Origin of the sequence: Arthrobacter sp. H35-D1 (genome assembly GCF_030063185.1) — a bacterium.
Classification (GTDB): Bacteria; Actinomycetota; Actinomycetes; order Actinomycetales; family Micrococcaceae; genus Specibacter.
In genome coordinates this window covers 47,543-63,032 of the sequence record NZ_JASISP010000005.1, presented here as the reverse complement: position 1 = coordinate 63,032, position 15,490 = coordinate 47,543, and the positions used below count along the sequence as shown (strand labels likewise).

Below are 15,490 nucleotides of genomic sequence, written 5' to 3'. Positions count from 1 at the left end.
TGTTTGTCCTTGGATCAGTGCTGCTGGGAGGTTTCGGTTTCGAATTGTTGGACGCCGTTCTGGAAGACCCGCTCGATCATGGAACGGAGGCCGGACAGTTGGTCGGTCGACTCCAGTTTTCCGTTGAGGACGACGGCGTCGGCCAGGTAGTTCTCGGCCAGCCTGCCCACTGCACCGACAGGGGTGATGAGTTCACCGGCGATCGAGGTTGTGGAGGCCAACACCTGGCGCAGCGACATCCCTGCGCCAGCCAACAGGGCTAGTTCCTCAAGGTTCTCGCCATGGACGCCAACTCCTGAATCGGTGCCCATTCCGATCTTCACGCCCGCCTCGATGGCACGGCTCACCGAGGCCAGATGGTCGTCGTACACCCGGTAGGCCTTGTCGATCACCTGTTGCGGCAAGCCGCTGTTGCCGGCCTCGGCCTTTTTGATGACCGCAGCGGGGGCGGCCAGCGTGGGGACCAAGTACGCATCGCGGTCCAGGAACGCTTGGATGGTCTCGTCGTCAAGGTAGATGCCGTGCTCGATGGTGCGCACGCCGGCGTCCAGCGCGTTGCGGATCCCCGCGGTGCCTTGCGCGTGGGACATGACGTACTTGCCTTGGGTCTCGGCTTCCTCAACAATGACCTTGATCTCTTCGAGGCTGAACTGCGAGTGGCGCGGGTCGTCGGTGGGGGAGAGGACTCCTCCAGTAGAGCAGATCTTGATCTGGTCGGCACCGGCGCGCAGGAGCGTGCGCACGGCCTTGCGGACTTCCTCGACGCCGTCTGCCACACCGCTGGGCCGGCCGGGGTGTGGGCCCAGCGCGGGGGAGGAGACTCCTGAGGGCATCCAAAAGTCGCCGTGGCCGCCGGTTTGGGACATGATGCTGATTGCGAGTCTCAGCCTGGGTCCCTGGAGCAGCCCGGATTCCTGGGCGACCTTGGCGCCCAGGTCGGCGCCCCCAGCGTCGCGGGCGGAGGTGATACCAGCGCGAAGTGTGGCCTCGAGGTTGCGTACGGACTCGTAGAACTGCAGCGAGAACGGCTCGATGAACGCCTGCACGGACCCTGGGTTGGATGAGGTGGCATGGATGTGAAGGTCGATCATGCCGGGAAGCAGCGTTTTGCCCGTGCAGTCGACAACCATTGCTGTTGCATGCTGTTCGGCGTCGCCGGCACCAGGCCCGACGGCGGCAACTACGCCGTCGGCAAAGACGACGTCGGTGGGTTCGGGGAGGAAATCCTCGCCGTCGAACACGTGGGCGTTCTTGAAAACTGTTGATGTGGTGGTCATTGTTGCCTCCTGGCACTCGCTGGTGGCATTGCCTCCCGGCAAATGTGTCCTACAACCATAGTCCCGGCATTTGCGCCAGTGCCAGCATGTCTCCGGACTGGCCGGCCACGGGTGGACGTCCTTTTCGGCACACAGGTAATTCCCAGTTTCAGTCCGTAAATTCTGAACCGTAACCACGTTGGATTCATATTGAAGGAGGTCCCCATGGGACTCGGAGATAAGATCGGCAACAAGGCACAGGAAATGAAGGGCAAAGCCAAGGAAACTGCCGGCGATGCAACGGACAATCAGAAGCTTGAAGCAGAGGGTGCAGCCGACCAGGCCGCGGCGAAAGCCAAGCAGGCCGGAGAGCATGTCAAGGATGCAGCCAAGGACGTTACCGGCAACTAGCTGCTAGAACTCGCATGGCAACAGTCAGGACCGGGAGAATTCGTTCCGGTCCTGACTCATTTACCACCGGCTGGCGTTCCGCATGCCATGGCGGTAGATTTTGGGAATGCTGCAAATACTAGTTGTCTTGCTTGTTATCTGGCTGGTCCTCGTTCTTTTGGGCTTTGTCATCAAAGGTTTGTTTTGGCTGGCCGTCATTGGAATTGTGCTGTTCATCGCCACAGCCGCGGTCGGCTGGGTGCGACGGAAGGCCATGTCCAAGTAACCGGAACCAGGTCCTGCGCGCATCGTCACCTGACGGTGACGCGCTGGCACCTATGACAACAAAAGGGCCGGAACAAGGTGTTCCGGCCCTTTTGCATGTGGTGGCCTAGCAGCTGTAGTAGAGCTCGAACTCGTACGGGTTCGGGCGCAACTGCAACGGCTTGATCTCGTACTCGCGCTTGTAGTCGATCCAAGTGTCGATCAGGTCCTGGGTGAACACGCCGCCTGCCTGCAAGAACTCGTTGTCGTTCTCAAGGGCGATCAGGGCCTCTTCGAGCGACTCGGGGGCCTTGGGGATGTCCTTGGCTTCTTCCGGGGGGAGCTCGTACAGGTCCTTGTCGATGGGAGCGGGGGGTTCGATGCGGTTGCGGATCCCGTCAAGGCCGGCCATCAGCTGGGCCGAGAACGCCAAGTACGGGTTGGAGGAGGCGTCCGGGGCGCGGAACTCCAGGCGCTTGGCCTTCGGGTTCGAGCCCGTGATCGGGATGCGGATGCCGGCGGAGCGGTTGCCTTGCGAGTACACCATGTTCACCGGTGCTTCGAAGCCCTTGACCAGGCGGCGGTAGGAGTTGACGGTGGGGTTGGTGAACGCCAACACGGCGTCGGCATGCTTCAGTAGGCCGCCTATGTACCAGCGGGCCATGTCGGAGAGACCTGCATAGCCCTTCTCATCGTAGAACAGGGGATCGCCGTTGCTCCACAGCGACTGGTGGCAGTGCATGCCGGAACCATTGTCGCCAAAGACCGGCTTGGGCATGAATGTGACGGACTTGCCCCAGGCCCAGGCGGTGTTCTTGATGACGTACTTGAACTTCTGCAGGTCGTCGGCAGAATGGACCAGTGTGTTGAACGTGTAGTTGATCTCAGCCTGGCCGGCCGCACCAACCTCGTGGTGTGAGCGCTCAACGGCAAGGCCGGCCTTGTCCAGTTCGATGCACATGGCGTCGCGCAGGTCGGCCTGGTGGTCAATCGGGGCCACGGGGAAGTAGCCACCCTTCTCCGGGGTCTTGTAGCCGAGGTTGCCGCCCTCTTCCTTCCGTCCGGTGTTCCAGTAGGCCTCTTCGGAGTCGATCTTGTAGAAAGACCCCTTGGCCGAGGACTCGTACTGGACGTTGTCGAAGACAAAGAACTCGGCTTCGGCACCGAAGAATGCGGTGTCGGCAATGCCTGTGGAGGCCAGGTAGGCTTCAGCCTTCTCGGCAACGCCGCGCGGATCGCGGTGGTAAGGATCACCGGTGCGCGGGTTCACGATGGAGAAGTTCAGCGCCAGCGTCTTTTCCTTGCGAAAAGTGTCAACGAAGGCCGTCTTGGGATCCGGGATGAGCTGCATGTCAGATTCTGCGATGCCCTGAAAGCCCCTGATGGAGGAGCCGTCGAACAGCTGTCCTTCGACGAAGAAGTCAAGGTCCACGGTCTTGGCTGGCACGTTGAAGTGCTGCTGGACGCCGGGAAGGTCGGTGAATCGAATGTCGACGAACTTTACATCCTCGTCTTTGATGAACTGCAGGACTTCTTCCGCGTTCTTGAACATCTTGCTCCTTGGTACTTGGTGCTGGGGGCTTTGGCCGGCGGTGACCGGCCGTGGGCATGTGCAACTTCTCATAAGACTAGAACGACGCTATTTCTCGACCGTGTCCGTAATGTTTCCAGCACGTTACACGCGTCCGGACCGGCGTCCGATACCCTGGTTCCTCCCTGCGCCGGTAGGCTGGGGGAGTGGTAGATCGTAAAGACATAGGTTCATGGCTCAGCGGGCCGGACACATCCAATATATCGAAATTCCCGGGCGAGCGTTTGGGCAGGCCCGAATCGGGGCGTGGATCCATTGCTCGTGCCGGTCGGCGCATCCTGGCCCTCTGCATTGACTGGGGGCTGTCGTACCTGATTGCCGCCGCGTTCTTGGACAGCAATCCCAATGCAATCCTCGCCATTTTTGCAGCCGAGCAAATGGTCCTGGTGGGCACTCTTGGCTACAGCGTGGGCCACAGGATCATGGGCATCCACGTCACCACGCTCAACGGCGGGCCCCCGGGCTTGCTGGCAGGTGTAGTTCGCGCGCTGCTCGTGTGCCTGGTGATCCCTGCCATCATTGTTGATGCAGACCACCGTGGCCTGCACGACAAGGCCATGAAGACCATCCTGGTCCGCCGCTAGGGTCTAGGCGTCTCCATAGCCATTTTCCCCGGTTGCCTGCGGTTGTTGGAATTCTGTGGCGCCCACCCCACGGCTGTGGCACACTCACAGCATGCTCCTGCGTATCCAGTGCCTCTGCATCGACAGCGTCGACCCGTCGAGCTTGGCGGCCTTCTGGCAAGAAGCCCTGGGCTGGCGACGAACCTACGCCACCGACGAAGAAGTGGTGCTGGAGCCGCCCGCGGGCAGTCCGGAGGACGGCGTGGCTCCCGACCTGCTGTTCCTGCGTGTGCCGGAAGGCAAATCCGTGAAGAACCGGCTGCATTTGGACCTGCGACCGCACGACCAGGGCGTCGAGGTGAAGCGGCTCGAGTCGCTCGGTGCAAGAAGGGTCGACGTCGGTCAGCCGGCCACGACGAGCTGGGTCGTCATGGCCGACCCTGCAGGCAACGAGTTCTGCGTCCTTTGCCCGCTCACACCCGAGGAGCTCGAAGAGCCCCAGCCAGGATCCATGGAGTCTCAGCCCGCGTAGTCCGGGCCCGTGGAACCAGGGCACAAAAATGCCCGGCAGGTCATCCCGCCGGGCATTTTGCATGTCTGTTTAGCGGCCGCGTGCTGCCTTGCGGTCCGGGCGCGCCTTGTAGGGATCGATGCCCTTGGGGATGGGTAGTTTGTTGCCCATGGAGGTGATGCGCTTGTTCACGGCGCCCACTTCAACCTTTGTCAGCTCTTTCTTGAGCTTGCCCATCTTCTTGGTGACCTTGGCGATCGGCACTTGGCCCTCGCCCTTGCCAGTCTCGATGATCGTGATCTTGACGTTGGGCAGAATCCTGTTCAGCCGGCGACGCTCTGCATCGACCAGGCCCTTGACCCGGTTCGAGGGGCCTTCGGTGACAAGAACAATGCCAGGCTTGCCGATGGCGCGAAAGACCACGTCCTGGGTGCGCGGATTAACCGAGGCAGGCTGCTCGTCGAAGATCCAGCCCTTCTTCAGCGAACCCAGTGCCGCGCCAGCAGCACCGGCCTTGCCTTCGATCTGTGAATAAGCCGCACGTTCGGCGCGGCGCGACATGATCAACAATGCACCCAGCAAACCCAAGGGAATGCCCACGAGCAAACCGGTGATCCAGTTGCCGGGAGACAGCAGCATCGCCACCAGTACGGAGACAAGGATCAGCCCAACAAAGGCACCAAGCATCAGCCACGTGACCATGGGGTCATGGCGGCGGGTCATCTTGAAGATGTCCACCATTTGCTTGACGCGGCTGGGTTTCTTCGTCTTTTTCGGCTTCTCAGCCTTGGGGCTGCGGGAAAAGAGGGAACGCTTGGGCTTGTCAGCGTTGCTGGGTGCGGAGTCAGTCGTTTTGGCCATAGTAATTCAATTCTAGCGGGTGTTGGAGGAGAATGCTGCGCGGGAAATTGCCAACGCTTTCCGCTACTGGGCGGCGATGAGCGATGCTGCTTCTTGGCGCGTGGAACCTGAATCCTCGATGCCTTCGGCAATATGCGCCAGGTGCTCGGGAATATCAAGACCCTTTTTGCGCATGGCAGTGGCCCAGAGGCGTCCGGCGCGGTAGGAAGAACGAACCAACGGCCCGCTCATGACGCCCAGGTAACCGATTTCCTCCGCTTCCTGCGAGAGCTCCACGAACTCCTGCGGCTTGACCCAACGGTCCACCGGCAGGTGGCGCTCGGAGGGGCGCAGGTACTGGGTGATCGTGATCAAGTCGGTCCCGGCGTCGTGCAGGTCCTGCAGGGCCTGGGAAATTTCCTCACGGGTTTCACCCATGCCAAGGATCAGGTTGGACTTGGTGACCATGCCTTGGTCCCGTCCCTGGGTGATGACATCGAGCGAGCGTTCGTAGCGGAAGGCCGGGCGGATTCGCTTGAAGATGCGCGGCACGGTCTCCACATTGTGGGCGAACACCTCGGGCTTGGATTCACAGATGGCTGTGATGTGCTCGGGCTTGCCGGAGAAGTCGGGGATCAAGAGCTCGACGCCGGTGTTCGGGTTGAGCTCATGGATTTTGCGCACTGTCTCGGCGTAGAGCCAAACCCCTTCGTCTTCGAGGTCGTCGCGGGCCACACCGGTGACGGTGGCATAGCGCAAGTTCATCTTCACGACGGAGCGGGCAACTTTGGTGGGCTCAAACATGTCAATGGGCGAGGGCTTGCCGGTGTCGATCTGGCAGAAGTCGCAACGACGTGTGCACTCGGAGCCGCCAATGAGGAACGTTGCCTCGCGGTCTTCCCAGCATTCGAAGATGTTGGGACAGCCTGCTTCTTCGCAGACCGTATGCAGGCCTTGGCTCTTCACCAGGTTTTTCATGGCGATGTACTCGGGGCCCATGGATACCTTGGCCTTCATCCATTCGGGCTTGCGCTCCACGGGGACGGCCGAGTTTCGCTGCTCAATGCGCAACAGCTTGCGTCCTTCAGGTGCCAACGTCACAGCAGTGCTCCTTCTGACTGGGCCGCTTTCGCGGAACCAGCGGTTGTTGCCTGTTCAGGCTGGGTCTCGGCGATCAGCGGGGCAAGGAAACGCGCGGTGGCGTCCTTGACCAGCGGCACGAGATCTTGCGGGGAAATGTTCTTGCCGGTTTCGGCCTGCAAGGTGGTGGTTCCTGCATCCTGAATGCCGCAGGCGATGATCTGCGCATACGGATCCAGGCTGTTGTTGGCATTGATGGCAATGCCGTGCATGGTGACGCCGTCGTGGACCCGGATGCCAATGGCGGCAATCTTTCGGTCCCCGCCCTTGTCATCGGCCGGCAGCCAAATGCCGGCGCGGCCGTCGACGCGAACGCCCACCACGCCACAGTGGCCCAACACCTCAATGATGATGTCTTCCAGGGCGTGGACGTAGGCCCGGATGCTGTGGGCGTCGGCCAAGCGCACAATCGGATACATGACCAATTGTCCGGGGCCGTGCCAGGTGAGCTTGCCGCCGCGGTCCACGTTGATCACAGGCGTTCCGTCAAAGGGCCGTTCATGGTCCTCGGTGCGTTTGCCTGCCGTGTAGACGGGTGCATGCTCCAGTAAAAGGGCAGTATGGGGTGATTTGCCAGCAACCACATCGGCGTGGACCTGGCGTTGTTGCTCCCAAGCATCGTTGTAATCGATAAAATTCGGGGCAAATCCGACTTCGCAGAACTCAACAGTCATACAGGACACTTTAGAGGACATTGCATCCACACCTAAATCAGAATTCACACCGTTTCGGTCGCCTGTGGATAACTTGACGCACGAATTCAAAAAGCGGACTAGAACTGATACATGGACAAGGTGGGAATCGACGCAGCAACCGGGCAGTCGCCGCGGGTGCCCGGCCATGAGCCTGTGCGCTGCTTGGGACAGGGGGCGAATGGGAGTGTGTGGCTCATTGCCCCGGACGACGGCGGCCCTTGCCTTGCCGCCAAAACCCTCACCGTTGCTGCGGGTGACGGAGCAGACACAAACGATGCTCTGCTTCGTCACAATGAAAGCCAGATCACACAGGAGTGGAGGGTGCTTGCCCAATTCCGGCATGACCATCTCATTCCAGTCCATGGGGTGGTGCAGGATTTCTCGGGTGCCTGGGTGCTGCTCATGGACCATGCCGCAGGAGGGTCATTGGAGCAGGTGGTGAGCAGCCGGGGCACGCTGGAGGTGGGGGAAACGGTGACTGTCCTGACGCCGATGGGCCAGGTTCTGGCCTTCTTGCACGCCAGGGGTGCCGTGCACGGAGACGTGTCCCCGGGGAATGTGTTGCTTAGTTCCGCCGGCAAGCCCCTACTATCCGACTTTGGCTTCGGGAGGTTGCTCGGCCAGGAAGAACGGCCGTTGGCGGGAACACCAGGCTTCTACTGCAGCACGGACACGCTCCGTGATGAAGCCGCCGACGTATATGCCTTGGCGTCCGTGGGCTGGTACGCCCTGACGGGGCGGCCGGCGCCGCCCACGAGGGACAGGTTGCCGTTGGGCGCATTCGTGGGGGACGTGCCCGGGGAGCTGGTGGCTGCCCTGGAAGCGGGGCTGGATGAAGATCCCGCCCGCCGGCCCACGGCCGCCGCGTTTGCGCAAGCCGTGTTCCGCAGTTCCGCTGCCGTTCCCGTGGCACTCGGGCATGCCGTGCATCCGAGCGTCCTGCCGGAGCTGCTGACCCGCAAAGAGGCCAGGGATCGGAGGGCCAAGGGCCATGCCGGCGCAACCAGGGTGCGTCGCGGCGGACGGGCTACCGGCGCCCAGCGGCCCCACGCAATTCGCAGGCGGAAGCGGGCAGGGTTGCTGGTGCCTTTCCCTGTGCTGCCACGGTGGTTGCGGCTGCGCGAACTGTGGCTCAATCGCCAAGGCAGGCGCATGGGCCCGTTGTGGGGCAGTGGAGTGGCCAAGGCCCGCGTGCGCGGGACTGGAGCGGACACCGGAGCGGGTATACGGCCGGGGACAGGAGCCGGTCATGGGTCGGGGAGAAGAGCCGGACGACGAGTGGTCATGCTCGCCCTGGTTGTCGCGGTGGCGGCATGTTTGGCTCTGGCGGCGGTCAACGGTGCATGGTTGGGCCCCGGTGCACAGGGGCAGGGCGACACGCCTGGAACGAATTCCCACGGTACGGCCAGTGCATCCCAGAGCGGGTGGTCGGTGGCTTTGCCCGCGGTGATTCGAACGGGGCTGGCGGCGGAGGCGCCGCTGGATGCATTGCCTGCGCTGGCCTGGCTGCGCTCGTATGCGCTGTCCACGGCAAATGCCGCCTTGTTGTCCAAGGTCAATGCCCCAGGTTCCCCGGCCCGAGACGCGGATCTTGCCGTTCTGGCGAGCCTGGAAGAACGCGGCCACATGTTCAGCGGGCTTCAGACAAGCATTGAACACGCCAGCATTGAACAAACACGCGGTGTACAAACACGCGGTGCCGGTGCGTCGCGCACGACGGTCGGGGCCACGGTCACCACGAGCGCCTTCATTGAACAGGATGCCGCAGGGAACGTTGTCCACCGGCAAGAGAAACCACAGCAGCAGGTGCTGGAAATCGTCATGGTGAAGGTGGAAGGGAGGTGGGTGATTGAAGAAATACTGGGTGCCGGATAAGGCGTGCCGGACAGCGGAGGCCGAGGCAAAAAAGTAGGTGGCAGCCGCACAAGCAGCTGCCACCTGTGGACCAACGACTTTGCCGGTCCCAACCTTGAAGGCTTGGTTATGCCTCGAGCGTTGCCTCGAGGGTGATCTCAACACCTGCAAGTGCTGCAGAAACGGGGCAACCGGCCTTGGCTGCATTGGCGATGCGGTCAAAGTCTTCCTGGCTGATGCCGGGAATCTTGGTGGCAAGTGTCAGGTGGCTGGTGGTGATGCCGGTGCCTGGCACGAAGGTCACGGCAGCCGCGGTGTTGACGTAGTCGGCAGCCTTGCCCTCTTCGCCAAGGAAGAGGCTGAACGCCATGGCAAAGCATGATGCGTGTGCGGCGGCAATCAGCTCTTCCGGGCTGGTCCCGCCCTCGGCAGCTTCGGCGCGTGCCTTCCAGGTGATGTCAAAGCTGCCAATTTCCGAGCTGTCCAACGTAACCTGTCCGGCACCTGTGGGAAGGTCGCCGACCCAGCCTGCATGGGCGTTGCGAGTTGTAGCCATGTTCACTCCTATGAATCGTAAATGAGGGGCACTATTGATCGGCTGTGCGGTAGCCCAGCGATCCCTTCCAGCCTATGCCCTAAACATAAACAAGGCACTTTCGCTGCCTGTCGGCGTGGACACAATCCACGTCACAGGCACCGAAAGTGCCAAAGGGTGTGCGGGCTAGACGGACCAGAGGGCCGCCACGCCGATGTTGATCAGGGCCATGCCGCCCACTGCATGGGCCAGGCCCTTGGGAACTTTCTGGTTGGCCCTCGCCTTGCGGTAGCCAATGATGGCCGGAACCAGGACCGCGATGGCGATGATGATCTTCACACCCATCTTGATGTGGAAAGCCGTTGTCGGGCTGCCGGTGGCCTCAAAAACGCCCACAAGGGCAAGGCCCGTCACAAGCTGGGCGATGGCGCCCCACAGCTGGATGGGCAAAACGGTGGGCTTCTTGAACGTGGCAAACCAGCCGCCAACAATGGCTGCTGCGCCGAGGATGTGCAGGAACACCAGAATGCTTGTAAGTACTGTCATGGGGTTAGCTTACGCAACTTGGTGACACAGTGTCTAAGGCAGTCCGCTTAATGTGGCACACATGACACCGACAGGAAAAACACCGGCGGCCGGTGACTTGATTGCTCAAGTCACCGGCCGCCGTCGAACGTTCACTGCATTAGCGAACCAGGGATGTTACAGACCCAGGTCTGCCTCAAACGCCCCATCTTCCAAGCGGGCCTTCAAGGTCTGCAGGAAGCGACCGGCATCCGCGCCGTCCACCAGGCGGTGGTCGTACGTCAGGCACAGGTACATCATGTGGCGGATGGCGATGGTGTCGTCGCCGTCGGCATCGGCCACCACCACGGCGCGCTTGACGATCGCGCCGGTGCCCAGGATGGCAACGTTGGGCTGGTTGATGATCGGGGTGTCGAACAGTGCCCCGACGCTGCCGATGTTGGTGATCGAGAACGTGCCGCCGGCAAGTTCATCCGGACCGATCTTGCCGCTGCGGGTGCGAGCGGCAACGTCAGCAATCTTGCTGGCCATCCCGGCCAGGTTCAGATCGCCTGCATTGGCAATGACGGGAACCAGCAGGCCCTTGTCAGTGTCCACGGCAAAGCCCAAGTGTTCGGCATTGTGGTACGTGATCTGCTGGGTTTCCTCGTCGTACTCACCATTGACCGAGGGGTGCTGCTTGAGCGCCTCCGCCACGGCCTTGGCAATGAACGGCAGGTACGTCAGCTTGGCGCCATTGACGGCCTGGAACTGATCCTTGGCCTTGGTGCGCAGCTTCACGATGCGCGTTATGTCAATCTCGTGCACCTGGGTGAGCTGCGTGGAAGCTTCCAGCGACTCGCGCATGCGCCGGGCGATGACCTGGCGGATCCGGGGGGCCTTGACTGTGGTGCCGCGCAATGAAGACGGTACGACGGCGGGAGCGGACTTCGGTGCCGAGGCTGCTGCCGGTGCCGGAGCAGCGGCCTTGGCAGCCTCCGCTGCAGCGAGCACATCCTGCTTGCGGATGCGCCCGCCAACACCGGTTCCGGTGACGGTGGAGATGTCCACGCCCTGCTGGTTGGCCAGCTTGCGTACCAGCGGAGTCACGTAGTTCGACTCGGAGCCCGAAGATGCCGCAGCGGCCGGAGCAGCTGCAGGCTTGGCCGCCGGTGCAGCAGGTGCTGCCGGTGCGGGGGCCGACGCCGGTTTGGCCGGAGCTGCTGCGGGCTTGGCTGCCGGAGCGGCGGGTGCCTGTGCAGGTTTGGCAGCTGGAGCGGCAGGGGCTGCCGGCTCCGCTGCGGGAGCCGCCTCGGCTGCCGGAGCTGCCGCGGCGGGCTTGGCCGCAGGAGCGCCTGAACCAATCAGGGCCAGGACGCCACCAACTTCGGCAGTCTCGTCTTCGGGTACGCGGATTTCCTGCAAGATACCTGCCACGGGGGACGGAATCTCGGTGTCAACCTTGTCGGTGGAGACCTCAAGGATCGGCTCGTCGACCTCGACGGTGTCGCCCACGGCCTTGAGCCAACGGGTGACAGTGCCTTCGGTGACGGACTCGCCCAGTGCGGGCAAGATGAGCTCGTGGGCATCGCCGGAAGGCGCATCTTCCGAGGCTGCAGGTGCTTCCGCAGGAGCTGCAGGAGCTTCGGCAGGAGCGGCAGGCGTTTCTTCCGGGGCGGCAGCTGGTTCGGCCGGCGACTCTGCCGGGGCGGCTTCGCCGGAACCGATGCGGCACAGGGGGGCACCGACTTCAGCGGTCTCGTCCTCGGGTACGAGGATTTCTTCCAAAGTGCCGGCGAAAGGCGACGGGATTTCTGTGTCAACCTTGTCGGTGGAAACTTCCAGCAAGGGCTCGTCGACTTCGACAAGGTCCCCGACCTGCTTCAACCATCGCGTGACGGTACCTTCGGTGACGCTTTCACCCAAGGCGGGCAAGTTCACGGATTCAGACATTTCGTCCCCGTTCTCCTTCTTGTGTGCTGCATTTCGCTAATGGTGCACTGAAGTGCATCGCTAGGAAATTCTGCAAATTATGTATTGTTTTGTAGCTTAGTGCACCCGGCGCGGGCGCCGGGTGCACTAAGGAAATCTCTTGCTAGCCGTGGAGCGGGCGACCGGCCAAGGCCATGGCCGCTTCACCGAGGGCTTCGTTCTGCGTGGGGTGCGCGTGGATGAGGCCGGCAATGTCCTCGGGGTACGCTTCCCAGTTCACGATGAGCTGTGCCTCGCCGATCTGCTCGCCAATGTGGGTGCCGATCATGTGCACACCCACCACGGGGCCGTCCTTTTCGCGGACATACTTGATGATGCCGCCGGTGCCCAGGATGGCGCTCTTGCCGTTGCCTGCCAAGTTGTACTCGGTGGTCTCGACGTTGCCGTCGCCGAACTTTTCCTTGGCCTGCTTTTCGTTCAAGCCGACGGAAGCAATCTCCGGGTCGCAGTACGTGACCTTGGGGATGTTGATGTCCTCCACGATGACGGGGTTCATGCCCGCGATTTCCTCGGCGACGAAGATGCCCTGCTGGAAGCCGCGGTGTGCGAGCTGGATGCCGGGGACAATGTCGCCCACGGCATAGACGTTGCCAACACCGGTGTGCAGGCGCTCGTTGGTGATGACGAAGCCGCGGTCAACGGTGACCCCTGCTTCCTCAAAGCCCAGGCCCGCGGTGGAGGGGCCGCGGCCCACGGCAACGAGCATGAGGTCCGCTTCGAAGGTCTTGCCGTCCACCAAGGTGGCCTTGACGCCGTCGTTGTTCTGCTCAATGCCCTGGAAGAAGGTGCCCGTGTTGGACTTGATCCCGCGCTTGCGGAACGTGCGCTCCAGGATCTTGATGATGGACGCGTCCTCGTTCGGAACCAGCGACGGCAGGCCCTCGATGATGGTGACGTCGACGCCGAAGGACTTCCACACTGAAGCAAATTCGACGCCGATGACACCGCCTCCGAGGACGATGGCGCTCTTGGGCAGCTCAGTCATGGTCAGGGCCTCGTCGGAGGTGATGACCTTGCCGCCGATCTCCAGGCCAGGCAGGCTGCGCGAGTAGGAACCGGTGGCCAGAACAATGTTCTTGCCCGTGTAGTTCACTCCGCCGACGGTGACGGTGTTGGCTGCGGTCAAGCGGCCTTCGCCGTCGATGACGGTGATGCCCTTGCCCTTGATGAGCCCCTGCAGGCCCTTGTACTTGCCGGCAACAATGCCGTCCTTGTACTTGTTGACGCCCACCAGGTCGATGCTCTCGAGCGTGCTGTTGACGCCAATGGAGGAGCCCTCACGCGCAAGGTCGGCAACTTCTGCTGCGTGCAGCAATGCCTTGGTGGGGATACAGCCGTTGTGCAGGCAGGTGCCGCCCAACTTGCCCTTCTCCACGAGACCAACGGTCATGCCCAGTTGGACGGCACGCAGCGCCGTAGCGTAACCGCCACTGCCACCGCCGAGAACCAAAATATCGAATTCTTGCCCAGCTGCCTGTTCGGCCACTTAGACGCTCCCTCGCGTTAGGTTGGCGCACCTGTTGATTGTGCGCTTTTTTCATCAATTATTGAAAGAAGCGGGCTCTTCCAGCAAGGAGGGGCTGCTTCTTCCGGTCAAAGACAAATACTTTCAGCATTTACCTTACGTCAGTTGACGCATGCAACACCCACACCCAAGTCACACTAAAGGCGAATGTGGTCATACTCACTTTGTTGGCGCCGGCAGTGCAGGCCCGGCATAACCGGGCCTGCACTGGCTTTGGATGGGGCTGCACCGACTTTCGCGGGTCAGTCCTTCGTTGCTCAGGCGCTGCGGGCGACGACGTCTTCCACATAGCTGACAAGGGTGCGGACAGCCATGCCGGTGCCCTGCTTGGGCGTGTAGCCGTAGGGTGCGCTTTCATTGAACGCGGGCCCGGCAATGTCCACGTGGGCCCACGGGATGGTCTCCCCGCTCTTGCTCTTGCCGATGAACTCCTGGAGGAACACGGCCGCTGTCATCATACCGCCCATGCGTTCACCGATGTTGGCCATGTCCGCCACCGGGGAATCCAGCGACGGGCGCAGTTCCTCCGGCAGCGGCATGGGCCAGAGAAGTTCGCCGGCCCTGTCGGCCGCTGCCTTCAGTGCGGCGCTGACGCCTTCGTCGCCCATGACTGCGGCCGTACGGTGACCCAAGGCCACCACCTGCGCACCCGTGAGCGTGGCAACGTCGATGATGACGTCGGGGAACTCCTGGGAAGCTGCCACGAGCCCGTCGGCCATCACCAGGCGGCCCTCGGCGTCGGTGTTGAGGACTTCAACGGTCTTTCCGCCAAACATCGTGAGGACGTCGGAGGGCCGAATGGCCGTGCCCGAGGGCATGTTCTCGGCAATGCACAACCAGCCGGTGACATTGACGGGCAGTCCCAGCCCTGCCACCGCCAACACTGTGTTCAGCACGGCAGCGGCACCGGCCATGTCGCACTTCATGGTCATCATGCCCGCGCCCGGTTTGATGGAGATGCCGCCGCTGTCAAAGGTGATGCCCTTGCCGACCAAGGCCAGATCAGCCACTGCGCGCTCGGACTTGTACTCCAGCTTCACCAGGCGGGGCGGGCGCGAGGAGCCCTGGCCCACGCCCATGATGCCGCCGTAACCGTCCTTCAGGAGCCGCTTTTCGTCGAAAACGGTGACCTTGACGGGCAAGCCCTTGGCCAGATCCTTCGCGGCTTCGGCGAAAGTTGCCGGGTACAGCTTGCTGGGCGGTTCGTTGACAAGTGTCCGCGTGGCGTTGACGGCCTTGGAGACAATGGCGGCGCGTTCCAGTGCCGCAGCCAGTTCCGGATCCTTCGCCTGGGTGGAGTGGATCGTGACCTTCGCCACCGGATCCTTTCGGCCCTTGGTGCTCGAATGCAAGCTGGCGTACTGGTAGGCACCCAGCGCGGCACCTTCAGCCAGGGCGGCGACTTCGGTGACCGTCGTCGTCGGCACCGCGAAAAGCACGTGCTTGATCCCGGCCAGCTGACGGATGGTGGCCCCGGCAGCGCGGCGCAGTGCCTCTTCGCTGGGAGCGCCGTTCTTGACGGGACCGACGCCGGCCAGCACCAGAATGCCGGCACCGGTCTCGGGCATCCCGGGCAGGCGCACCACCTGGTCGGCCGCACCGGTGACGCCCAAGGCGGGCAGGGATGCCTTGAGCGAGGAGAGGGCCGCGGGGGAGAGGGGTGCATCCAAAAGGACGGGGCCGTCTTCGCCCTTGCTCACGGCAATGACGAGGGCGTCGGCGGAGACCTTTGCCAGCTCGGTGCCGATCACGCGGAAGCTGATGTTTTCTTTCACACTCACTGAAATACTGTCCTCACGTTGTATGTAGATGAACGGTCATGAATGCTTT

The 15,490-nt window shown here is 62.3% G+C and carries 15 protein-coding genes; 5 read left to right on the top strand and 10 right to left on the bottom strand.

Annotation, left to right across the window (positions count from 1 at the left end):
- Window positions 1–14: 14 nt before the first annotated feature.
- Window positions 15–1,277 (bottom strand): metal-dependent hydrolase family protein, encoded by a 1,263-nt coding sequence (locus tag QMG25_RS08170; RefSeq protein WP_283459118.1) that lies wholly within the window; start codon window positions 1,275–1,277, stop codon window positions 15–17.
- A gap of 204 nt (window positions 1,278–1,481) precedes the next feature.
- On the opposite strand from QMG25_RS08170, the gene QMG25_RS08165 reads away from it, so the two are divergent.
- Entirely contained in the window at window positions 1,482–1,667 is a 186-nt protein-coding gene (locus QMG25_RS08165; protein ID WP_283459116.1) for a CsbD family protein, read from the top strand.
- Between the two features lie 106 nt (window positions 1,668–1,773).
- Window positions 1,774–1,932 carry a hypothetical protein gene (locus QMG25_RS08160; RefSeq protein ID WP_283459114.1) on the top strand — a complete coding sequence of 53 codons (159 nt, stop codon included), beginning with the start codon at window positions 1,774–1,776 and terminating at the stop codon, window positions 1,930–1,932.
- A gap of 105 nt (window positions 1,933–2,037) precedes the next feature.
- Here QMG25_RS08160 and glnA read toward each other — a convergent pair whose 3' ends face one another.
- Window positions 2,038–3,462 (bottom strand): type I glutamate--ammonia ligase, encoded by a 1,425-nt coding sequence (gene glnA / locus QMG25_RS08155; protein ID WP_283459111.1) that lies wholly within the window; start codon window positions 3,460–3,462, stop codon window positions 2,038–2,040.
- A 185-nt stretch (window positions 3,463–3,647) separates the two neighbouring features.
- Between glnA and QMG25_RS08150 the strand changes: the two genes are divergently transcribed.
- Together QMG25_RS08150 and QMG25_RS08145 are read left to right on the top strand one after the other, a co-directional pair.
- On the top strand, window positions 3,648–4,085 hold the full coding sequence (locus QMG25_RS08150; protein ID WP_283459109.1) for an RDD family protein: 438 nt from the start codon (window positions 3,648–3,650) through the stop codon (window positions 4,083–4,085).
- Between the two features lie 91 nt (window positions 4,086–4,176).
- Complete coding sequence (locus QMG25_RS08145; protein WP_283459107.1) at window positions 4,177–4,596, top strand: VOC family protein; 420 nt, start codon at window positions 4,177–4,179, stop codon at window positions 4,594–4,596.
- Window positions 4,597–4,665: 69 nt separating this feature from the next.
- Here QMG25_RS08145 and QMG25_RS08140 read toward each other — a convergent pair whose 3' ends face one another.
- The 3 genes from QMG25_RS08140 to lipB all read right to left on the bottom strand — a co-directional run bounded on the left by QMG25_RS08140 (window position 4,666) and on the right by lipB (window position 7,250).
- A complete protein-coding gene (locus QMG25_RS08140; protein WP_283459104.1) occupies window positions 4,666–5,436 on the bottom strand; it encodes a DUF4191 domain-containing protein in 771 nt (256 codons plus the stop codon).
- Window positions 5,437–5,499: 63 nt separating this feature from the next.
- Window positions 5,500–6,516: a lipoyl synthase gene (gene lipA, locus QMG25_RS08135; protein WP_283459102.1), complete on the bottom strand. Its 1,017-nt coding sequence runs from the start codon at window positions 6,514–6,516 to the stop codon at window positions 5,500–5,502.
- Complete coding sequence (gene lipB, locus QMG25_RS08130; protein ID WP_283459101.1) at window positions 6,513–7,250, bottom strand: lipoyl(octanoyl) transferase LipB; 738 nt, start codon at window positions 7,248–7,250, stop codon at window positions 6,513–6,515. Before lipB ends, lipA begins: the two co-directional genes overlap by 4 nt.
- Window positions 7,251–7,340: 90 nt before the next feature.
- On the opposite strand from lipB, the gene QMG25_RS08125 reads away from it, so the two are divergent.
- Window positions 7,341–9,125 carry a serine/threonine protein kinase gene (locus QMG25_RS08125; RefSeq protein WP_283459099.1) on the top strand — a complete coding sequence of 595 codons (1,785 nt, stop codon included), beginning with the start codon at window positions 7,341–7,343 and terminating at the stop codon, window positions 9,123–9,125.
- 106 nt (window positions 9,126–9,231) lie between these two features.
- Here the strand turns inward: QMG25_RS08125 and QMG25_RS08120 are convergent, their stop codons facing one another.
- The 5 genes from QMG25_RS08120 to QMG25_RS08100 all read right to left on the bottom strand — a co-directional run bounded on the left by QMG25_RS08120 (window position 9,232) and on the right by QMG25_RS08100 (window position 15,441).
- A complete protein-coding gene (locus QMG25_RS08120; RefSeq protein WP_283459097.1) occupies window positions 9,232–9,660 on the bottom strand; it encodes an OsmC family peroxiredoxin in 429 nt (142 codons plus the stop codon).
- A 165-nt stretch (window positions 9,661–9,825) separates the two neighbouring features.
- Window positions 9,826–10,185: a hypothetical protein gene (locus tag QMG25_RS08115; protein WP_283459095.1), complete on the bottom strand. Its 360-nt coding sequence runs from the start codon at window positions 10,183–10,185 to the stop codon at window positions 9,826–9,828.
- Window positions 10,186–10,341: 156 nt separating this feature from the next.
- The gene (sucB, locus tag QMG25_RS08110; protein ID WP_283459093.1) at window positions 10,342–12,096 is read right to left on the bottom strand and encodes a 2-oxoglutarate dehydrogenase, E2 component, dihydrolipoamide succinyltransferase; all 1,755 of its coding nucleotides are present in this window, start codon (window positions 12,094–12,096) and stop codon (window positions 10,342–10,344) included.
- A gap of 142 nt (window positions 12,097–12,238) precedes the next feature.
- On the bottom strand, window positions 12,239–13,621 hold the full coding sequence (gene lpdA, locus QMG25_RS08105; RefSeq protein ID WP_283459091.1) for a dihydrolipoyl dehydrogenase: 1,383 nt from the start codon (window positions 13,619–13,621) through the stop codon (window positions 12,239–12,241).
- Window positions 13,622–13,917: 296 nt separating this feature from the next.
- A complete protein-coding gene (locus QMG25_RS08100) occupies window positions 13,918–15,441 on the bottom strand; it encodes a leucyl aminopeptidase (protein WP_502866370.1) in 1,524 nt (507 codons plus the stop codon).
- Window positions 15,442–15,490: the final 49 nt, after the last annotated feature.